19 protein-coding genes and 4 pseudogenes are annotated in these 19,178 nt (G+C 69.2%); 16 read left to right on the forward strand and 7 right to left on the reverse strand.

Going from position 1 to position 19,178, the window contains the following annotated elements:
• Window positions 1-38 precede the first annotated feature (38 nt).
• The 3 genes and pseudogenes from OG309_RS38085 to OG309_RS00205 form a co-directional block, all read right to left on the reverse strand.
• Window positions 39-503 (reverse strand): transposase, encoded by a 465-nt coding sequence (locus OG309_RS38085; protein ID WP_443067524.1) that lies wholly within the window; start codon window positions 501-503, stop codon window positions 39-41.
• Window positions 449-677 (reverse strand): annotated as a pseudogene (locus OG309_RS00200) (transposase); the annotation flags it as partial. The gene OG309_RS38085 and the pseudogene OG309_RS00200, both read right to left, overlap by 55 nt.
• Window positions 678-881: 204 nt before the next feature.
• Window positions 882-1,892 (reverse strand): PucR family transcriptional regulator, encoded by a 1,011-nt coding sequence (locus OG309_RS00205; RefSeq protein WP_329428054.1) that lies wholly within the window; start codon window positions 1,890-1,892, stop codon window positions 882-884.
• A 334-nt stretch (window positions 1,893-2,226) separates the two neighbouring features.
• Here OG309_RS00205 and OG309_RS00210 point away from each other — a divergent pair, with 334 nt between their 5' ends.
• The 7 genes from OG309_RS00210 to OG309_RS00240 all read left to right on the forward strand — a co-directional run bounded on the left by OG309_RS00210 (window position 2,227) and on the right by OG309_RS00240 (window position 6,743).
• Window positions 2,227-2,628: an SdpI family protein gene (locus OG309_RS00210; protein WP_329417135.1), complete on the forward strand. Its 402-nt coding sequence runs from the start codon at window positions 2,227-2,229 to the stop codon at window positions 2,626-2,628.
• A gap of 34 nt (window positions 2,629-2,662) precedes the next feature.
• On the forward strand, window positions 2,663-3,346 hold the full coding sequence (locus OG309_RS00215) for a hypothetical protein (RefSeq protein ID WP_329417137.1): 684 nt from the start codon (window positions 2,663-2,665) through the stop codon (window positions 3,344-3,346).
• A complete protein-coding gene (locus OG309_RS00220) occupies window positions 3,346-3,954 on the forward strand; it encodes an SdpA family antimicrobial peptide system protein (RefSeq protein WP_329417139.1) in 609 nt (202 codons plus the stop codon). The genes OG309_RS00215 and OG309_RS00220 overlap by 1 nt, the downstream gene beginning before the upstream one ends.
• Entirely contained in the window at window positions 3,936-4,877 is a 942-nt protein-coding gene (locus OG309_RS00225; protein WP_329417141.1) for a sporulation-delaying protein SdpB family protein, read from the forward strand. The genes OG309_RS00220 and OG309_RS00225 overlap by 19 nt, the downstream gene beginning before the upstream one ends.
• Before the next feature lie 457 nt (window positions 4,878-5,334).
• Window positions 5,335-5,514: a CopG family transcriptional regulator gene (locus OG309_RS00230; RefSeq protein ID WP_083102527.1), complete on the forward strand. Its 180-nt coding sequence runs from the start codon at window positions 5,335-5,337 to the stop codon at window positions 5,512-5,514.
• A 1-nt stretch (window position 5,515) separates the two neighbouring features.
• Complete coding sequence (locus OG309_RS00235) at window positions 5,516-5,860, forward strand: VOC family protein (RefSeq protein WP_329417146.1); 345 nt, start codon at window positions 5,516-5,518, stop codon at window positions 5,858-5,860.
• A 25-nt stretch (window positions 5,861-5,885) separates the two neighbouring features.
• Window positions 5,886-6,743 (forward strand): class I SAM-dependent methyltransferase, encoded by an 858-nt coding sequence (locus OG309_RS00240; RefSeq protein WP_329417148.1) that lies wholly within the window; start codon window positions 5,886-5,888, stop codon window positions 6,741-6,743.
• Between the two features lie 383 nt (window positions 6,744-7,126).
• On the opposite strand, the pseudogene OG309_RS00245 reads toward OG309_RS00240, so the two are convergent.
• A pseudogene (locus OG309_RS00245) lies at window positions 7,127-7,326 on the reverse strand (GlsB/YeaQ/YmgE family stress response membrane protein); the annotation flags it as partial.
• Between the two features lie 437 nt (window positions 7,327-7,763).
• Here OG309_RS00245 and OG309_RS00250 point away from each other — a divergent pair.
• The 6 genes from OG309_RS00250 to OG309_RS00275 all read left to right on the forward strand — a co-directional run bounded on the left by OG309_RS00250 (window position 7,764) and on the right by OG309_RS00275 (window position 15,707).
• Entirely contained in the window at window positions 7,764-7,994 is a 231-nt protein-coding gene (locus tag OG309_RS00250; RefSeq protein WP_329417150.1) for a hypothetical protein, read from the forward strand.
• An 802-nt stretch (window positions 7,995-8,796) separates the two neighbouring features.
• A complete protein-coding gene (locus OG309_RS00255; RefSeq protein WP_329417152.1) occupies window positions 8,797-9,042 on the forward strand; it encodes a hypothetical protein in 246 nt (81 codons plus the stop codon).
• Between the two features lie 106 nt (window positions 9,043-9,148).
• Window positions 9,149-9,955, forward strand: a complete 807-nt coding sequence (locus OG309_RS00260; RefSeq protein ID WP_329417154.1) for an HlyD family efflux transporter periplasmic adaptor subunit — start codon at window positions 9,149-9,151, stop codon at window positions 9,953-9,955.
• 197 nt (window positions 9,956-10,152) lie between these two features.
• A complete protein-coding gene (locus OG309_RS00265; protein ID WP_443067525.1) occupies window positions 10,153-12,273 on the forward strand; it encodes an NHLP family bacteriocin export ABC transporter peptidase/permease/ATPase subunit in 2,121 nt (706 codons plus the stop codon).
• A 1-nt stretch (window position 12,274) separates the two neighbouring features.
• A complete protein-coding gene (locus OG309_RS00270) occupies window positions 12,275-12,646 on the forward strand; it encodes a hypothetical protein (protein WP_329417159.1) in 372 nt (123 codons plus the stop codon).
• Window positions 12,647-12,683: 37 nt separating this feature from the next.
• Window positions 12,684-15,707, forward strand: coding sequence for an NHLP bacteriocin export ABC transporter permease/ATPase subunit (locus tag OG309_RS00275; RefSeq protein ID WP_329428056.1), 3,024 nt, complete (start codon window positions 12,684-12,686; stop codon window positions 15,705-15,707).
• A 436-nt stretch (window positions 15,708-16,143) separates the two neighbouring features.
• Here the strand turns inward: OG309_RS00275 and OG309_RS00280 are convergent.
• A pseudogene (locus OG309_RS00280) lies at window positions 16,144-16,941 on the reverse strand (MerR family transcriptional regulator).
• A 157-nt stretch (window positions 16,942-17,098) separates the two neighbouring features.
• Here OG309_RS00280 and OG309_RS00285 point away from each other — a divergent pair.
• Both OG309_RS00285 and OG309_RS00290 read left to right on the forward strand, forming a co-directional pair.
• The gene (locus OG309_RS00285) at window positions 17,099-17,287 is read left to right on the forward strand and encodes a hypothetical protein (protein WP_329417161.1); all 189 of its coding nucleotides are present in this window, start codon (window positions 17,099-17,101) and stop codon (window positions 17,285-17,287) included.
• A 99-nt stretch (window positions 17,288-17,386) separates the two neighbouring features.
• Entirely contained in the window at window positions 17,387-17,710 is a 324-nt protein-coding gene (locus tag OG309_RS00290; protein ID WP_329417164.1) for a hypothetical protein, read from the forward strand.
• 9 nt (window positions 17,711-17,719) lie between these two features.
• Here the strand turns inward: OG309_RS00290 and OG309_RS00295 are convergent.
• Both OG309_RS00295 and OG309_RS00300 read right to left on the reverse strand, forming a co-directional pair.
• A pseudogene (locus tag OG309_RS00295) lies at window positions 17,720-17,911 on the reverse strand (transposase); the annotation flags it as partial.
• Window positions 17,912-17,986: 75 nt separating this feature from the next.
• Window positions 17,987-18,361, reverse strand: a complete 375-nt coding sequence (locus tag OG309_RS00300) for a hypothetical protein (RefSeq protein WP_329417166.1) — start codon at window positions 18,359-18,361, stop codon at window positions 17,987-17,989.
• Window positions 18,362-18,541: 180 nt separating this feature from the next.
• On the opposite strand from OG309_RS00300, the gene istB reads away from it, so the two are divergent.
• Entirely contained in the window at window positions 18,542-19,168 is a 627-nt protein-coding gene (gene istB, locus OG309_RS00305; RefSeq protein ID WP_329417169.1) for an IS21-like element helper ATPase IstB, read from the forward strand.
• Window positions 19,169-19,178 lie beyond the last annotated feature (10 nt).

Here is a 19,178-nt window from a genome sequence, read left to right on the forward strand (position 1 = left end):
ATCACGCTGTGGATCGTCCCACCTGCGGGTGCCACCCGTCAGGCTGCCAGTCTGCGGTAGCAGATGAGGGTGCAGGCGATAGCGGTGAAGGCCAAGAGGTGCTCGGCCTTGCGCTCGTAGCGGCGGTGCAGGCGGCGGCAACCGCCCAGCCAGGACATCGTGCGCTCGATCGTCCAGCGATGCCGGCCCAGCCGCGTGGAGGATTCGAGTCCTCTGCGGGCGATGCGGTGCCGGATGCCGCGCGAGCGGAGCCAGCAGCGCAGATTGGTCGTAGTCGTACCCCTTGTCCGCGTGGAGCGTGGCGGGCCGCCGGCGTCGCGGGCCGCGACGCGAGCGGATCGGCGGAATGCCGCGCACCAGCGGCTCAAGCGCCTGGCTGTCGTGGAGGTCGCAGTGGAGATCCCGACGGAGATGGGCAGACCGGTCCGCTCAGTGATCAAGTGGATCCGGACTCGACACCCTTGCGCGCGATGCGGACGCCGATGCGTTTGCCACGGAGCCATCTTCGCAGTTCAGGTATGTCGTAGGCCTTGTCGGCATGAAGACGCAGGGGTTTGAAGTAGCGGCCGCGGTGAGGGTCGTGTCGTTTGGTGACCGAGCACCATGGGTTTCAGCCCTTGGCTGTCGTGGGTGTTGGCGGCCGAGAGGCCGACGAGGAGGGGCAGGCCGTTCGCGTCGCGGCTTCGCGATCTCCCACAGCGCGTCCGGAACAATCCAACTCCACGTACCCCGCCCCGTGAACGGACCAACGACCGCTTCACCACAGAGGACGCGGTCTTAGCCTGCGGGGCCTCCCTGTACGTAGCTGGGCCCCCGGGCACCGGGGAGCGCCGTCTGGGCCGTCGACGGCCAGCTGCGCCACCGCAGGACCGGTGCCGGGCTCAGAACTCCTGGCGCGGCCAGTCCAGGATTCGGGCGCCGATCACCGCCGTCTGCAGCGCGTAGCGGTCCTCCGGATCGGCTGCGTCGGCACCGGTGAGCCAGTGGATGCGTTCAAGGCGGTAGGAAAGGGTACGCACACTCACTCTTAGGTGTCGGGCTGCCGCGGCCGCGTTGCAGCCCGTGCCGAAGTACACATTGAGCGTGTCGAGCAACGGGAAGGCTCCGCCCCGGGCGTTCTGCAGCGGGCCGAGAGTGTGGCGCACGAGGTCGACCATGGCGTCACGATCCCGTGTCAGCACGGGGTAGACGAGGAGTTCAGCAGCACGCAGTATGGGCCCAGCGAGGTTCATGCGCTCCGCAAGATCATGGACGTTGAGGGCCTCTTCGTAGGACCGGCCCACTCCTCCAGCGCCGTTGTGGGCACGGCCGATAGCGACGCAGGCGCCGTCAAGGGCGGGACCCGCCTGCTGGGCGAAGCAAACCAGAACCTCGTCTTGGTCGCCGGGGGCGACACACACCAGCCGGCCGTCCTTGGTCGTGAGCAGGATGCGGCGGTTGCCGAAGCGGGCGAACAGCGTCTGTTCCACGCGGCGCAGGAGGTATTCGGACTGCTCGTCCGACGCGGAGCGTCCGGCGACAGCGACGGCGTGACTGCGCGAGAAGCGCAGCCCGAAGCGCTCAGCGCGCTCGGCTAGCCGACCGAGGTCGCTCCGCCCGTACAGCAGGTCATCGACGAACTCCCGGCGAGCCGCATGTTCTTGGCGGACCGAGGAGTCCTGTGCGCGCTCGAATCCCTGAACAAAGGCGTCGATCGCATCTGCGACGGCTGCAAGCAGGCGGTCGGCAGGGGCGTCTGGCCCGGGCCACGCGGCGCGCGTGGCGAAGAGGTGCGAGCCGACCAGAGTCCGCAGGGCGTGGCCCGCCTCGGCGGCCCGCTCGCCGAGCTCCCTGCGGGTGCGCAGCTCGTTGAGGGTCAGCGACCGCCCGGTCGCGGCCACGTCCGCGAGCATTCGCTCGTACCCCGCCAGGTACTCGGGGGATCTCCGCTGCTCCGCCACTCCGTTCTCCTTTGTCTTCCCGATATCGATGCAGCGTCGAGAGTACATAAAGCGCGCCGAGGTGCATCAATCTGGTGATAACTGCGCTGTTTGCCGATCGCGGGATGGAATGTGGCAACCCAGACAGGGGGAGGTTGCCGGATTCTGGCGGTGAAATCTGATGCTCATGCCAGCCAAGATGTTCATGATCGTTTTCGCGTGGGGCCCTCCCCTGGCTCATGGACACCCGTGCGCGAAGCGGCTTCGGCCGCATGCCGTCAACACTTACGTCCTTGGAGGATGCGCAGTGGATCCGACCGCGGGATTCGGTTTCGCCGCAGGGCTCGCCCCACTGGGCGCCCTGGTTCACTACGTGAGGAACCAGGTCGCGAACGGGAGGGTCGGGCGCAACTCCGCGGTGGGCATCCGAACGAGGGCGACCCTGGCTTCGGACGACGCCTGGCAGGCCGGTCACACGGCGGCCGCGCCGATGCTGACGGCCTCGTTCCTGACCGCGTACGCCGCGGCCCTGACATGCCTGGCGCTGGCCATGACACTCACGCCAGCCGGCTCCGAGAGCCCGGCGGCGGGAATCGTCGCAGCAGCGGGCATCGTGGCAATCCTCGTGCTCCTCACAGGGGCTGCGGTCAAGGCGAACTCGGCCGCACGCGCGGCCATCGATTCGGACGATCGCTTCGGCTCGCGCTGAACGCGCGCCACAACCCACGTCCCAGGAGGACAGAGTGAAGTTCACATCCAAAAGGACCGTAGCCACCGTGGCAATGCTCTCCATACTCGCCGGAGGCAGCGTCACCGCCCAGACCGCGTTCGCGGCCGCGGGCCACGGGGCTCCCGCACCGGGCAAGGCGCGGCTCAAGGAGGCGGTGAAGAAGACCGCCGAGTACAGCGACACGGACCTCCTTCGGCTGCTTCTCGCCGCGCAGGGGCCCATCGCCGACTCGCATCCTGAGCTGAAGCAGATGCTCGGCTTCAATCCCGACAAGCCCCAGACCGACACCGACGCTCTGGACCGGGTCATCGCCGGGTACCTGGCCGCCCACCCCAGCTTCCATCGGGATGTGGCGGCTGCCTTGCAGAGCGGCGATCCGGTACGCGTTGACACCGCACTGCGCGCCTTCTCCGTTTGCTTCAACGGATGGCTCAAGCAGACAGCCCAGCCCGCACCCGGTGGCGGTGGGCCGGTCGTTGCACAGGCGCGGGGCTGGTTCTGGATGGGAGCCTACGTGGCCATCTACGCGAACGCCGTGGGAGCCGCCAACGCCCTCGCTTACACGAATGCGGGAGTCGCCACCAACGCCCTCGCCACACTCGTGGTCGTCACTTGGTACCTCGAGGACGGCAGTCCGGGTAGCTCGGACATCGAGCGCGACGCGTTCGTCAACGCCCTGACCTCCGCGCTGACGTGATGCACGGTCTGGCGGCCACAGAGCAGCACACCGCCCCCGCCGGGGGCGCGGCCCGACGGCCGGTCCTGCTCTCCGCCGCGGGCAGCATTATCGTGGTCGGAGTCCTGCTGGCCGGGTCGGTCTTCTTCTCGCTCCCCAGCAACGTGCTCTCCACCCGCGACGGCGGCGACCTACGGTCACTGTCGGCGAGGGTCCTGCCGCAGAGCTGGGCCTTCTTCACCAAGCCCCCGAGCGATCCCGAGTTCGTTCCCTATCTGGTGTCCGGCGACGACGTCTCCAATGCGTCACGGCTGCCGAACTCGCGCTCGGAGAACCTGTACGGGCTCACCCGACGTCAGCGCGCGCAAGGCCCCGAGGTGGCGAACATGGCCAACCAGGTGCGGGAGTGGCGCAACTGTGAGGAGATCGAGGGGGACTGCCCAACCGTGGTCGCCCGGTCCTCGACACCCGTCCCCGCCGAGAACGCCTCTCCCGTCCCGACTCTGTGCGGGCGAGTGGTCCTCGTCCAGACGAGGCCCGTTCCGTGGAAGTTCCGCGAAAAATACGAAGGCTGGCGGCTCGACAAGAGAGCCGCCCTGGTGGAGGCGAAGTGTTCACGGAACGGCTGATCGCGGAAATAGAGCGCTCCGTCCGCCGCTTCCCCGCCGAATCCCGGGCCCTAGGAGCGGGCCGGTCGACGATCGCCCTCGCCCAGGCGTCGATTCTGCTCTTCACCCCCGCGTCCCACCTCTTCGTGCCGGTAGGCGCGACACAGGCCGGGGTCGACTGCTCGGCCCCGGTACAGGCCATGTCGCTGTACTGCCTGGCGGACACCGCGGACCGGCAGTTCCTCAACCTCGTGCTCCTAGTCCTGCTGCTCGTAGTAGCGAGCGGGATCCTGCCCCGCTACACGACCGTGCTGCACTTCTGGGCGTCTTTCTCCCTGAGCCAGTCGGTCTCACTGCCCGACGGCGGTGACGCCGTCTCACAGGTCGTGACCTTCTTCCTCGTCCTGGCCTGCGCCAATGACAGGAGGACCTGGCACTGGCAACGGCCGGGAGGCAAGGACCGGTCAGGATCCCTGTGGCAGGGTCTCGCTTGGGCTGGCTGGTGGGGGGTACGGCTCCAGGTTGCGTACATCTACCTCAACAGCGCAGTAGCGAAGCTGCCGGTCGGCCCGTGGGCCGAGGGCAGCGCGACGTACTACGTCGCGCGAATGGAGAACTTCGGAGCAGCCGGCTTGTTCGCCGACCTGTTCCGCTGGGCGACGGGCATCACGGTGATCGCCCTCCTGTCGACCTGGGGGACGATCCTCGCGGAATCGCTGATAGCGCTGTTCCTGCTGCGCCGGGCCTCCCGGCAAGTGGTGGCGGCGATGATCAGCGTGGCCCTGCACCTCCTGATCGTCCTTCAGATAGGAATCGTGTCCTTCGGCTTCATCATGGTCGGTGCGGTGCTGTGCGCGGCGTCCCGAGGCATCGACGCGTACGCCCCGCGATGGCGGCGACGGTTCACAGGCGGGCTCCCTGCCGGCTTCGCCACCGACCCCTAACGGGCGCGGCGGACCACCCGGAGGTGGTCCGCCGCGCTTCGTCGCTCCCGGCGAGGTCCAAATCCCTCCTGGTCCGGGGTTCTTGCACGGGAGGTCACCCGGCCCTCTCCGACTCGCTGGGATGCAGGGGTATGCCTCGTGGTTAGCGTGCTCGGCGAGCGCCCGGTAGATGCTGGCCACCGAGGGGTTATGTCCCTTGTGCTTGCCGGTGGGAACGACGCGCCGATCTTTACCAGGGTTTGCTCGAACTCGCCTGCAGCCTGACCTGCATCCGACATCCATCCAGCGGTCCCAGAGTGATCGGCTAGGAGTCCGAGCGCAGCCCCAGGGCGCTGTGCTGAATCAGGTCAGCCGGAGCATCGGAACCCGACTCCCGACGTGTCAACTCGACCAACTTCGTCCGGCTCGGATCGGTTCACCACAACGGCTAGTTGGCTAGGATGCTAGCATCCGGCCTGTGGGTGATGAGGAAGTCAAGCAGTTCAACGTGTACCTGCCGATCGGACTGATCAAGCAGGTCAAGTACCGCGCCATCGACTCGGGCATGTCGTTGTCAGCGCTCGTCGCTGACGCGCTGCGCGCCTACCTCGACGACGCCCAAGGGGACCATCAGCAATCGCCTGAGAAGGAGACCTGACATGACGACCGAAGGCATCGAGGCCGTGTTCCTGACGACGCACAACTGGGGAAAGGCGGCGAAGTTCTTCCAGGCGCTGGGCTACGAGCTGGAGTTCGCGACGGACCACAGCTCCGGCCAGTTCCGCAACGGCGAGGGTCCCTACATGTTCATCGCCGAGGTTCCCCAGGACCAGGAGCCCCAGACGCGGATCGTGCTGAAGGCGCCGGACGCAGACGCGCTGTGTCCCGATCCTGTCGTCGAGGTGGTCACGCCGTTCGAGGACACCCATTACGGGACCAAGGAGATGACCGTCCGCGACCCCGATGGGCGCCTGTGGACCCTCCAGGCTCCCGTCAAGAACTGACTACGGCAAAAGAAGGGGGAACACCATGGCGCACGAGCAGATCGAGGCACCGGACAACACCGCGGTACGGACCGCCCTCTGGCGGGCGATGCACCTTCAGATCGACCCGCCCCCGCACGTGGTCGAGGACGAGATCGGCCTGCAGTTGGCGGCCCCCGGCGACGCCTGGCGCGCCCGCCCGGACATGGACCCTCGGGCCACCGGCGGGTTTCGGGCAGCCATCGTCGCCCGCGCTCGTTTCATCGAGGACCTGATCGCCGAACAGGCCGACCAAGGCGTGACCCAGTACGTCATCCTGGGAGCCGGTCTGGACACCTTCGCCCAGCGCAAGCCGGAGCTCGCCTCCCGCCTTCAGATCTTCGAGGTCGACCAGCCCGGCACCCAGGCCTTCAAGCGCCGCCGCCTGGTCGAGCTCGGCTACGGCATCCCCGACTGGCTGCACCTGGTGCCGGTCGACTTCGAGGCCGGCGCGTCCTGGCCTGAGCAACTGTCCATTGCCGGCTTCGATCCCGGCCGGCCGGCGGTCATCGTCTCCACCGGCGTCACCATGTACCTCACCAAGGACACCACCGCCGCCACCCTGCGCGAGATCGCCGGGCTTGCACCCGGCTCGACGCTCGCCATGACCTTCCTGCTGCCGACCGAACTCGTCGACGCCGCCGACCGCCCCGGCCTCCAAGCGAGCGAGGAAGGCGCACGAGCCTCAGGGACGCCGTTCATCAGCTTCTACACCCCGAACGAAATGTTGGCACTGGCCCGCGACGCCGGCTTCACAGATTCCCGGCACGTATCGGGAGCCGCGCTCGCCGAACGCTACTTCGCCGATCGCACCGACGGCCTTCGCCCGTCAAGCGGAGAAGATCTACTGCTGGCCACCACCTGACTTCCCGCTCAACTCCGCGTGCTCCAGGAAGCTGCATGCCGCACGCCCCTGCCGCCCACCCCGTCCGGGGCCGGCCTCGTCCAGCGCCCCGCACGGCTGCGGTGCCGGACGAGGGCAGGAGCGGGCGCCGAGGGTCATTTCCCGGTCAGGGTCCGATGCCGACCGAGGACACGCAGGATCCCGGCAGCTTCGCAGCAGGGGTAGAACTGCGGGGCAGGAAGCCTGCTCCCCGCGCGTGCGGGGAACAGGCTCGCTGACCGGTAGTTCCACCCCTGCCAGAGCACCACCCGAACCGCTCACCACCCCCGCGTCCGGCGTGGTGAGCGCAGCTCATGACCTGTGACAGCGGATCTGGACCGATTGCCATCGACGGTGGGCCCCGGTCAGCGCGAACGCTGCCCGGTGAAGAGGCGGTACAGCAGGAGGACGATCATCGAGGCGACGATCGCGGCGATTCACGTCGAGAGGTGGAAGAAGCCGTTGATGGAGGGCACGCCGAAGATCACCTTGCCGAGCCAGCCGCCGAGCAGACCGCCGACGATGCCGATGAGCATGTGACGAGGCAGCCACCCGGCACCCGACCCGTCGCCCCATGCTGTCGAGAGCAGACTCGGTGACGGGTTCACCTTCGATGGCATCGGTCCAGCTGCCGTCACGGTCAACGTTCACGCCGGCCCAGCCGAGTACGGCGGTGGGTGGCTGCATGGCGGCGAGCCCTCGCATGCGGGGCACGCGCGGCCCACGACGGATCACCCCGCAGCCTGCCCTGGGTGCTGGAAAGGGTGTGTCACACGAGGCGTCGTACAGGGGATTCGGGGCTCGTTGGGCAGCTGACCTTGTGATCGGCCGTGATGCGGTGAGGCATGTGACTGTCACGTGACTCGGGCGCGGGGTGCGCGAGTCACAGGTGGTGTCGAGGCGGACCGGGACGTTTCTGTGCCCCCGGCCTGGCAGTGGCCAGGCATGCAGGGCGGGGGTGGGGCGTGGGCGGGTGCTGATACTGACGCAGGAAGCGGTGCCGTGACCTGGCTGACGGTCTTTCTCTTTTCGCATGGGCATGAAACCTTCGAATCCAAGACGCGGGGGCGCGGTGGCATCTTCGATTCGATGGCAGGTGGGGCGGGCTTGTGGGTGTCGATGGTGCTCGATCGGCGGCAGTTGGTGTCTGTGGCGCCGATCGAGCGCGTCGGGATGGGTTCGATCGACCGGGCGCAACCGTGTCGGGCCGCGGGTCGTCGCCGGTCTGGGTGACGTTGCTGTAGGCGGCCTGATGTGAGGTGCGTCCGCTGCGGTAGAAGCGGACGTTGTCTGCCTTGTGCATCGCCCAGGGGTCGGGGATTGCGTCGCCGTTGATGTCGGGGGTTGCCGTGAACTGGGTGATCCCGGTCGGCTGCCAGTCGGGAGAGGTGGCTGCGGACGGGGCCGGTCGGAGTGGTTGGTGTCGCGGCGCTGGACAAGGGCATCGGGTCGGTTCCGTCGGAAGCGGCGGGCTGCCCTGGCTCAGGCGGGCTCGCCTGGGGGTGTTGGGCGGAAGAAGCGGTCTCTCGTTTCCACCAGGGCGTGATGAACGTTGCCGCCGCGATGAAGGGAAGGAACGCATCCCGGTTTCGCAAGGGCGGCTGACCCACCAGCACGTGTGGTGGCGGGTGCTCCTCACTTCGGCGAGGGCACCCGCCGCCCGGCTTTCCCGGTGCCACCTTCACGGAGTGTGACTCTCCGTTTCCGTTCGCGGCACCCCAGGAACCTGCACATTGTGCGTATGGCTTGAACCATGCCTCCCTCACCTTTCCCTGGTCGGGCACACCGTCCGGTGTCTCTTGTCGGGTTTCGGCCCGGTCCGTCCCGCGGGTGCGGAGCACCTGCGGAATCTGTTACTCCGTTTTGCGGAGATGCTGTCGCCGCCGCGTGAACATGCCGCACACCACGGCGCCCGAGGGTGCGCTTGGGGCGCTGAAAAGGCCTCAACGCGGTTGGCTCGGACGGTCGTTCGCGTGCTTTGATCTGCGGCGCCGCGGTAATTCGGATTCCCCCCACTGACTGAAAGGTGCGCATCATGCGTAACGACCTTGAGACCCGTGTGATCGACGACGCCGAGCTGGACGCCGTGTCCGGCGGTCTCGTCAGCGTCAACGGTGGTCTCGTCGGCGCCGTGACCGGCGACGTCAACACCGTCCTCGGCACCGTCGGCGCGCTGCAGACCGTCGGTGCCGTCGAGGGCCTCGCGGGCGGTGTCCCGGGCCTGGCCCAGGGCATCACCGGCGTGCACGTGAACGCCGGCCTCGGTGTCGCCGGTCTCTGAGCGACCGCGCGGTCGTGAACCCCGGGGCCTTCCCGCCCCCGGGGTTCACACCCTTCCGGGGCGCCCGGCCCGCGGAGTGCAGGAAATGCGGTCGAAGGAATAGTCCATGCAGTTTCGCCAAAAGGCCCTTTCCACACTGCAGTCGCCCGAAGAACTCGATCTTCCGGTGCGTTTCGCCCGCCCCCAGGGACGGCTCGTCCTCGCCGTCACCGTCCTCGTCATGGCGGCCGCCGCGTACTGGACGTTCACCGGCACGGTCACCTCGAAGCTGTCCGCGCCCGGGATCCTCACCCACACCCAGGGCCGCTACCTGCTGCAGAGTCCCCTCGCCGGACAGGTGACCGAGGTCCTCGTCACCGAGGGATCCGTTGTCTCCGCGGGCCAGCCCCTCGTCGTCGTGCGCACCGGGCGCGGCGAGGCGCAGGTGCGGGCGCTCGCCGCAGGGCGGCTGACCGCGCTGTACGCGCGGACCGGAACGGTCGTGTCCACCGGCACCGACGTGGCGACCGTCGAACGCACCACCGGCCCGCACGAGCCGCTCGTCGCCGTCCTCTACGTCCCCGGCAGCGACACCTCAAAGCTGCGCAAGGGCGCACGCGTCGACCTCACCGTCGCCTCCGCCGCCCGTGACACGTACGGCGTACTACGCGGCAAGGTCACCGCGGTGGGCCGCGCGCCGCAGACGAAGGCGCAGATCGGCGGCTTCCTCGGCGACGACCAGCTCGCCGCCGCGTTCACCCGCCAGGGCAACCCCATCGCCGTGCTCGTCACCCTGGACCGCTCCCCCGACACCGCATCCGGCTACGCCTGGTCCTCGGCCGACGGCCCGCCGTACGCCGTCGAGTCCGGCACGCCCGTGAGCGGCTCGGTCCATCTGTCCTCGCAACGCCCCGTCGACTGGCTGCTCCCGTGAACCCGCACTCCCACACCCCCACCACCAGCCCTACCGACGCTCCCGCCGGCACTCCCGCCGATGCTCCCGTCAGTGCGTCCCGCGCCGCCCGCCCGCGCAGGAAGAACGCGCATCCGCGGCGCCGTCCGCCGGCCCGCCGCCGCCCGGTGCCCCGGAGCCGGCGGCCGCGCACGGTCCGAACCCCCACGGTGCTCCAGATGGAAGCCGTGGAATGCGGCGCGGCCGCACTCGCCATGGTCCTGGGCCACCACGGCAGGCATGTGCCGCTCGAAGAGCTGCGCATCACGTGCGGTGTCTCCCGGGACGGCTCACGGGCGAGCAACCTGCTGAAAGCGGCCCGCAGTCACGGCCTTACGGCCAAGGGCATGCAGATGGACCTGGCCGCGCTCGCCGAGGTCGCAGCCCCGGCCGTGCTGTTCTGGGAGTTCAACCACTACGTCGTCTACGACGGGATGAGCCGGCGCTTCGGCCAGGCGGGTGTGTATGTCAACGACCCGGCGAAGGGACGCCGGTTCGTACCCATGGAGGAGTTCGACTCGGCGTTCACCGGCATCGTCCTCGTCTTCGAGCCCGGCCCCGGCTTCCGGCGCGGCGGCCGCAAGCCGAGCGTGCTCGGCGCGCTGCCGGCCCACCTGCGCGGCACCTCGGGCACCATGGCCGCAGCCGTGCTCTCCAGCGTGCTGCTCGTGGCCGTCGGCGCCTGGGTACCGGCGCTGAGCCGTACGTACATCGACACGTTCCTGATCGGCGGGCAGACCTCGCTGCTCGGCGTGCTGTTCGCCGCCATGACCACCGCGCTCGTGCTCACCGCCGCGCTGACCGCGCTGCAGCAGGGCAATCTGCTGCGCGGCCGGATCGTCTCCTCCACCCTCGCCGGCGCACGATTCCTGCGCCATCTGCTGCGGCTGCCCGTCGCCTTCTACGCCCAACGCGGCCCCGCCGACCTGGTCCAGCGGCTGCGCTCCAACGACACGGTCGCCGAAACCCTGGCCCGCGACCTGTCAGCGGCAGGCGTGGACACGGTCGTCGTCCTGCTCTACGCCGTGCTGCTGTGGACCTACGACCCCCAGCTCACCGTCGTCGGCATCGGCGTCGCCCTGCTCAACGTGGTGGCGCTGCGCATCGTGGTACGCGTACGGGCCACCGGCACCCGCAAACTACGCGCCGAAACCGCCCGGCTGACCAACACCTCCTACGGCGGACTCCAGCTCATCGAGACCATCAAAGCCACCGGCGGCGAAGACGGCTTCTTCCGCCGCTGGTCAGGACAGCACGCCCTCACCCTGGACGTCCAGCAACGACTCGGCGTGCCCAGCGCCTGGCTGGCCATCGTCGCACCCACCCTCGCCGCACTCAACAGCGCATTGATCCTGCTCATCGGCGGGCTGCGGGCGGTCGAAGGGCACCTCACGGTCGGCCTGCTCGTCGCCTTCCAAGCCCTGGTGACCGGCTTCACCACACCCATCGCCCGCCTCGGCAACGTCGCCAGCCGCATCCAGGACTTCACCGCCGACCTCGCCCGCCTCGAAGACGTCGAGAACTTCCCCGTCGACCCGGTCCACTCCCACCCCCAGCCCGCGGCCGGCAACATCCGCAGGCTCGCCGGCCACGTCGAGCTCGACCAGGTCACCTTCGGCTACAGCCCGCTGGACGCACCCCTGCTCACCGGCTTCTCCCTCACCGTCGGCCCCGGGCAGCAGGTCGCGCTCGTCGGCGGCTCCGGCAGCGGCAAATCCACCGTCTCCCGACTCATCGCAGGCCTCTACACCCCCTGGGAAGGCACCATCCGCATCGACGGACGACGCCTCGACACGATCCCCCGCGGCACACGCGCCGCCAGCGTCGCCTTCGTCGACCAGGACGTCTTCCTCTTCGAGGGCACCGTCCGCGACAACATCACCCTGTGGGACCCGTCCATCCCGGACGAGGCCGTCACCGCCGCACTCGCGGACGCCGCCGTCCTGGACGACGTCTCCCGCCGCCCCGGCGGCATCCACAGCCGCATCGAACAAGACGGCCGCAACTTCTCCGGCGGACAACGCCAACGCCTCGAACTCGCCCGAGCCCTCGTCCGCGACCCCGCCGTACTCGTACTCGACGAAGTCACCAGCGCCCTCGACGCCGCCACCGAACAAACCGTCATCGACAACCTCCGCCGCCGGGGCTGCGCCTGCATCGTCATCGCCCACCGCCTCAGCACCATCCGCGACAGCGACGAAATCCTCGTCCTCCACCGGGGCACCATCATCGAACGCGGCCGCCACGAACACCTGCTGGCCACGGGCGGCCCCTACGCCCAACTCGTCAAAGAACACTGACATGACCACCCCACACACCACCACCACAGACGTCCCGACGGCTGTCGGGGACGGCACGACCGCTGTCGGGGACTTCACGACGGGCGTCGGAGTCATCGCCGACCAAAGCCGCATCCTCGGCCCCGATGACCAGCACACCCTGCTCAGCCGCCACAACCGCGCTCAAACAACAGGCGCGGCCGACAACCCGGACGCAGCACGGGACCTGTACACCGCCGTCCTCGCCGACCGGGGCCTGAAGGCGACCATCCACATCGGCGACGTGACGACGGCGGTCGGCGACCGAGTCGGCGACCCCGGTCGAACGCCCCCCACCCACGAACACCTGGCGGCCGCGGGCGGCCCGTACGCCGAACTGGTCAAGGAGCACTGACGTGACCACCCCGCACACCGCCACCGAAGACGGGACCATGGTCACCGGAAGCGTCCCGACGGCCGTCGGAAACGCGACGGCGGCCGTCAGTGACACCGTCGTCACCGCGTTCGGCGCCCTCGGCGCGCCCGTCGACTGCACCGGCCTGCGCAGCCTCCCCTTGGAAGGCCCGTCCGTCCTGTGGCTGGTGGTGCACGGCGCGCTCGACCTGTTCGCCGTGGACGCGGCACACGCCAGAGCCTGGCACTTCCTCGGCCGCGCGGGCCCCGGCGCAATGCTCCTCGGCCCGGCCGAAGGCCCGCACCACACACTGATCGGCCGGCCCACACGCGAATGCCGGCTGCGCCGCATCGAACTGCGCGAGCTATACCGGCAACAGCCCTACGAGGGCGGGTACGAGGCGCAGTACGGGATGCCGTACGAGGGCGGGTACGGGATGCCGTACGAGGGCGGGTACGGGATGCCGTACGAGGCGCAGTACGCGCAGGGAGACGACACACCGTACGGGCAGGGGTACGAGGCCCCCTACGGGCCGGGGTACGGCGACGGATACGGGACGGTCGGCGGGGCGGCGCCCAGCCCGCTGGAGGCGGCCTTCGCGCTCGGTGTCGGCCGGGGGCTGCGCGTGCTGTACGAGGCCCCGCTCGGCAGCACCGGCGTCGGCGGGGCCGGCGGGCCGGACGCGGGCCATCCGGCGGACGACGACATCGTGTGGATGCACGTCGCGCCCGGCAGCATCGGCTACGGCCCCGCCTACGACCTGCTCGTCGAAGCGGCACTATGGCAGGGCATGGTCGAGCAGCAGTACCGGCTCCTGTACGCCCTCGACGACTGGATCGAGGAACGCGAGCGCGCCCACCAAGACCGCACGGCCGCCGGTCTCGCGGCGGGCCGGGCAGCCGGCAGCGAGGCGGACCGGACGCTGCTCGCCGCCATCGACCGCCCCAGCGGCGGACGGGCGGGCGGCGGGCGGCGCGGGGCGGGCACGGACGCGACGCTCGCCGTGTGCCGGCTCGTCGCGGCCGACGCCCGCATCACCCTCCCGCAGTCCGCGGAATCGGTCGAGGCCGCCTCAGGGTCCTCGGGCCCGGACGAGTCCGATCCCTTGGAGCGGATCGCGCTCGCCGCCCGCGTGCGCACCCGCCCGGTCGGCCTGCGCGGCCGATGGTGGCGGGAGAACTACGGCCCCCTGGTAGGCCGGCGCGAACACGACGGGGCGCCGGTGGCACTGCTGTGGCGCCGCGGCGGCTATGAGGCCCTCGCCCCGGGCGGGCACCGGGAACGGATCGACCAGGACAACGAGGCCGCCTTCGAACGCCAGGCCGTCATGTTCTACCGGCCGCTACCCGAAGGCCCCATCGGACTCATCCGGCTGCTGCGCTTCAGCACCCGCGGCACCCGCCAGGAACTACGGGCCCTGCTCCTCGGAGGCCTGGTCTCGATGGTGCTCGGCGCGGCCGTACCGGCGGCGACCGGGCGGGTCCTGGGTGAGTACGTGCCGGCCGCGGAGAACGATCTGATCGCGCAGACCTCGGTGGCGCTCGCCGCCGCGGCCGTCGTCGCCGCCGCGTTCGGCCTGCTGCAGAACGTCGCCCTGCTCCGCATGGAAGGCCGCATCGAAGCCACGCTGCAGCCCGCCGTCTGGGACCGGCTGCTGCGCCTGCCCGCCACCTTCTTCACCGGCCGCTCCACCGGCGAACTCGCCAACGCCGCCCTCGGCATAGGCGCCATCCGCCGCATGCTCGCCGGCGTCGCCCCCGTCTGTCTCCAGGCCGCCACCGTCGGCACCATGAACATCGTCATGCTGTTCGTCTACAGCCCCTCCCTCGCCGCCGTGGCGCTCGCCCTGCTACTCGCCGTCGGCGCCGTCTTCACCGGCCTCGGACTGTGGCAACTGCGCTACCAACGCCAGCTCGTCGAGCTGAACAACCGGCTCGACAACCAGGCCTTCCAGACCCTGCGCGGCCTGCCCAAACTCCGCGTCGCCGCCGCCGAGAACTTCGCCTACGCCGCCTGGGCCCGCACGTTCGCCCGCACCCGCATCCTCCAGCAACGCGCCGGCCGGATCCAGAACACCCTCACCGTGCTCGGCGCCCTCTGCCTGCCCCTGTGCACACTCGTGATGTTCACGCTCCTCGCCGGCCCGGCCCGGGGCACCATGACCGCCGCCGGGTTCCTCACCTTCTCCACCGCCCTGACCATGCTGCTCTCCGCCGTCACCCAAATCACCGGCGCACTGCTGTCCATCGCCGCCGTCCAGCCCGTCTTCCAGCAGGTCGCCCCCATCCTGAAGGCCGCCCCCGAGGTCCGCGGCGGCGCCGCCCGACCCGGCCCGCTCACCGGCGCTATCGAAGCCCGCCAGCTGTCCTACCGCTACAACGACGACGCACCCCTCGTCCTCGACGGCATCGACCTACGCATCAGACCCGGAGAGTTCGTCGCGATCGTCGGCGCCAGCGGCAGCGGCAAATCCACCCTGCTCCGCCTCCTCATCGGCTTCGACCACCCCACTGAGGGCAGCGTGCTGTACGACGGCCAAGACCTGTCCGCGCTCGATCAGGCCGCCGTACGCCGCCAATGCGGCGTCGTCCTCCAATACGCCCAACCCCTCACCGGATCGATCTTGGACTGCCTCCGCGGCACCGACGCCTTCACCCTGGAGGAGGCGTGGGCGGCACTCGCGATGGCGGGCCTCGCCGAAGACGTCCAAGCCATGCCGATGGGCCTGCACACCATGCTCACCGACGGCGCCGGCACACTCTCCGGCGGCCAACGCCAACGACTCATGATCGCCCAGGCTCTGATCCGCAGACCACGGATCCTGTTCCTGGACGAGGCGACCAGCGCACTCGACAACCAGGCCCAGCGCACCGTCATCGACTCCACACGCACCCTGCGCGCGACCCGGATCGTCATCGCCCACCGGCTGTCCACCGTCATGAGCGCCGACCGGGTCATCGCCATGGCGGGCGGCCGCGTCGTCCAACAAGGCACACCTGCCGAACTCCTCACCGACCCCCACGGACTCTTCCACCAACTCGCACACCGACAACTGACCTGACGAGCTGACTCGGCCGAAGAGACACCCCAAGGCGCCAGGCCCCCCGGGCGCCCCCGGCGTGCGTGACGGCGCTGGAGCAGCAACCGCTGGACAGCCGGCGGTGGTCAGCACGGCGGCGTACTCCTCACCACGGGCGCCCTCGATACGGACCTCCTCAGACAGCGCCCACAGGCTGACCCGCAGCAGGCACCACAGGCGCCGTCCCCACACGCGCAGGGAGCAGGACGCGCTCGCCCGCTCGTCGAGGCCGACGGGGGCGAGGTGGCCGCGGCTGGCCCACTGGCGGATGGTGGCTGGTGTGACGGCGGCGGCGCCGGCGAAGGGGGGCGACGCCACTTGGATAAGGGGGCGGTCCTCGGGATCGAGCATCGGTGGCCCGCCGTGACGTGGTGCAGCCGCCATCGTGGTCCTCCCTCGATGGCGGCTGCACCGTGTCTCAGTTCAGCCGGGTGGTGGCGTACGCCTCGATGGCGTCGCGCTGGTACGCGGCGAGCCCCGGGGCGATGGCCTCGTATGCGACCCGCCAGGTCTCGTTGTCGACGACGGAGCGCCCGATGGCCCGGTACTCCTCGGCGGACACAGGTCGCAGTTCGGCCAGCGCCCGGTACTGGTTGTCGATCTCGGCCTGGACCAGGTCGGCGTCGGCCGGGTGACCCGCGGTCACGAGTTCGGCCAGCCGGACCATCTGGGCGGTGCGCTCGCGGTGCGCGGTGTCGGCGTCGGCCTGGCTCATCGTGGCGGCGCGTCGTGCGACTTCCTGGGCGAGTTCGGGGAAGTCGCGCATGTTGTCCTCGTAGTGGGAGGGCGTCACGCCCTCGAAGAGGTTCTCCGGGCGGTTGATGGTCATGGGATGGCCGTCCTTCCTGGATTGCTCCAGTTCGGCGATCGTGCGGGCGACGGTGCCGGCCTAGGCATCGAGTCGGTTCCTCTCCGCGAGGAGGCGCTGGTGGTGGCCTCGCGGGGCGTCCGCCTCGTCGACCTGTGAGGACACGATCCGGCCGATCTCCGGCAGAGCGACGCCCAGTGCCCGCAGCACGAGGATCTGCTGCAGCCGCAGGAGCTGACGCTCTTCGTAATAGCGGTGGCCGTTGGCGCCGATCCGGGCCGGTGTCAACAGGCCGATCTCGTCGTAATGGCGCAGTGTCCGGGCGGTCACGCCCGACATCCGGGCCACCTCTGCGATCGGCCAGTCCGTCGCCGCACGGGCTCTGGTCCACTTTCCGTGGAGGCTCACTGATCGTGATGTCAGCGGCGTGTGGTGGGATGGCCGGACTCTGCCGTTGATCTACTGGGAGACCGTCGTGACGTCTTCGTACCCGTCCCTGACTCGTGCTTTGGCCGAGGCTTTGGTCGATGTCCTGTGGTACATCGACGGTAGCGAGGACGAGCAGATGGATCAGGACGATGCGGTCAAGGTCATGGAGGGCGTCGCCCACGTGGTCAGCGCGCTGCCGAGTGATCAGCAGCAGGAGCTGATCGCCCTGCTCGGAGAGATGGCAGCTGCCGAGACCAACCCCGCTCGCCGTGAGTTCCTGGAGGAGTGCCCGGAAGGCTTCGGGCTCATCGACGATCTGTCCTGAAGGTTCGGCTTGCCGCGCGGCCGGCACAAACCCGTGCTGCGGCGGTTGACCCTCCACCCAGACTCATCACCATGAACTCGACGACGTTGGACAGGCGGCATGGTGAGACGCAAGAAGGAAAAGAAGAAGCGGCCCGCCTGGGGCATTCCGCAGGGGATCCTCCTGTTTGCGACGCCGGCGGGCTGGCGCACCAGTGTCCTCACTGAAAGCGGAAATCTCTGCGGACGGCTGGACGTGCCGATCAACACCGACCCGCAAGACGCGCGGGCCGCGGCGGCGGTGATGGTGACGGAACTCGCACGCGACTTCCACGACACCGAGGTGGAGGTGAACTGGGAGCCGCCCCGGGAACCTTGGTCATGGACCGCCCAGGTCACCCTCGCCGCCGAAAACGACTCACCTTCGCCGGACGCTGAAGGCTGAACGGCAAGTTCAGGAGTAGAGCAGAACGCGCTTGCGGAGGAGTTCGAAGCCTGCTCGGCCGAACATCTGGCGTTTCAGCATCTTGATCCGGTTGACGTGGCCTTCGACGACTCCGGAGTTCCACGGCTGTGTGAGACCGGCGGTGACGGCGTCGAGGTCGCGTTCCAGGTGCCGGGCGAATCGCTGGAGGCTGGGCAGGTCGGCGGTGGTGGCCATCGAGCGCGAGAACGACGTGGTCTGACCATCCACGACGCTTCCGGCGGCCGAGCACTTGGATCATTCGTTGGTCACCCGTTGAAAGATCTTGGAGAACTCGCCGTTCTCGATCAGGCCGGCGATCACGCCGGTCATGCCGTCGATGCCGGGATCCCTGACGATCAGGCCGTCCGAGACCCAGAAATACCGGCCCCCGAGGGCCTCGTCGGTCCCTGTCCAGAGCTTCATCAGGCGCTCGACTTCCGCGACGGTGAACACGGTCGCGGTCCCACAGGAACCGTCCTTCAGAGTCACGAAGACATCGACGTTGCAGACCTCGTCCAAGTCCTCGCCGTCGCTGGGCAGGAACGACGCCTGGAAGTTCTCCATGCGGACCCGATACCAGGGCTCGTCCCACCCTCGCTCGATCGGTTCAGACGATGTGCTGGGGCTCATCGCGTGAGTGTCCCTGCTCGGGTCATCGATCTCAACCGAGATCCTCTGTCCCGTTGCCGCTGCCTGCGGCCAGAGCCGGGGGCGTTCGTCCGTACGCATCTGGGGAGAAAAGTCCGTACGCCGACAAGTGGCTTCGACCGACCGGCGCGAGCCGGCCACTACAAGCAGTTCCTGCTGGACGTGCTGCAGGTCGAACTAGCCGACCGGGACCTCCGCCGCCAGCAGCGGCTGCTGCGGCTGGCCCGCTTCCCGCGGCCCAAGCGGCTGGAGGACTTCGACTTCGCGAAGAACCCCAACGTCGCCCCCGAGGTCGTCGCGGACCTCAAAACCCCGACCTGGGTCCGCGAGGGCCGGCCACTGGTGCTGATCGGCGACTCCGGCACCGGCAAGTCCCACCTGCTGATCGGCATCGGCACCGCAATCGCCGAGACCGGCCTGTCCGTCCGCTACACCACCACCAGCGCGCTGGTGAACGAACTCGCCGAGGCCGATGCGAACCGCCGTCTGTCCTCCGTGATCGCCCGCTACGGCAAGATCGATCTTTTGTTCCTGGACGAATTCGGCTACCTCGGCCTGGACCGCAAGGGCGCCAAGCTGCTGTTCCAGATCTTCATCGAGCGCGAGGAGCGCAAGGCCACCGCGGTCGCCAGGAACTCCCCCTTCACCGAGTGGGACAAGACCTTCGGCGACGCCCGCCCCTGCGCGGCCCTCTCCGACCGGATCACCTTCCGCTGCACCCTGATCCAGACCGGCACCGAGTCCTACCGCTACCAGGCCACCCAGGAATCCCTCTTTCCCCCGAACTGACACGCCACCC

This window comes from Streptomyces sp. NBC_01268, from assembly GCF_036240795.1.
Taxonomy (GTDB): domain Bacteria; phylum Actinomycetota; class Actinomycetes; order Streptomycetales; family Streptomycetaceae; genus Streptomyces.

What these genes read in the sequence shown, in the direction of transcription:
- OG309_RS00270 (WP_329417159.1), top strand. Translation starts at nt 12,275, where the DNA reads ATGACCACCCCACACACCACCACCACAGACGTCCCGACGGCTGTCGGG.
- OG309_RS00235 (WP_329417146.1), top strand. Translation starts at nt 5,516, where the DNA reads ATGACGACCGAAGGCATCGAGGCCGTGTTCCTGACGACGCACAACTGG.
- OG309_RS00265 (WP_443067525.1), top strand. Translation starts at nt 10,153, where the DNA reads ATGGAAGCCGTGGAATGCGGCGCGGCCGCACTCGCCATGGTCCTGGGC.
- OG309_RS00300 (WP_329417166.1), bottom strand. Translation starts at nt 18,361, where the DNA reads ATGAGCCCCAGCACATCGTCTGAACCGATCGAGCGAGGGTGGGACGAG.
- OG309_RS38085 (WP_443067524.1), bottom strand. Translation starts at nt 503, where the DNA reads ATGGCTCCGTGGCAAACGCATCGGCGTCCGCATCGCGCGCAAGGGTGT.
- OG309_RS00240 (WP_329417148.1), top strand. Translation starts at nt 5,886, where the DNA reads ATGGCGCACGAGCAGATCGAGGCACCGGACAACACCGCGGTACGGACC.
- OG309_RS00205 (WP_329428054.1), bottom strand. Translation starts at nt 1,892, where the DNA reads ATGCTCGCGGACGTGGCCGCGACCGGGCGGTCGCTGACCCTCAACGAG.
- OG309_RS00290 (WP_329417164.1), top strand. Translation starts at nt 17,387, where the DNA reads ATGGTGAGACGCAAGAAGGAAAAGAAGAAGCGGCCCGCCTGGGGCATT.
- OG309_RS00255 (WP_329417152.1), top strand. Translation starts at nt 8,797, where the DNA reads ATGCGTAACGACCTTGAGACCCGTGTGATCGACGACGCCGAGCTGGAC.
- OG309_RS00260 (WP_329417154.1), top strand. Translation starts at nt 9,149, where the DNA reads ATGCAGTTTCGCCAAAAGGCCCTTTCCACACTGCAGTCGCCCGAAGAA.
- OG309_RS00220 (WP_329417139.1), top strand. Translation starts at nt 3,346, where the DNA reads ATGCACGGTCTGGCGGCCACAGAGCAGCACACCGCCCCCGCCGGGGGC.
- OG309_RS00275 (WP_329428056.1), top strand. Translation starts at nt 12,684, where the DNA reads ATGGTCACCGGAAGCGTCCCGACGGCCGTCGGAAACGCGACGGCGGCC.
- OG309_RS00285 (WP_329417161.1), top strand. Translation starts at nt 17,099, where the DNA reads ATGGATCAGGACGATGCGGTCAAGGTCATGGAGGGCGTCGCCCACGTG.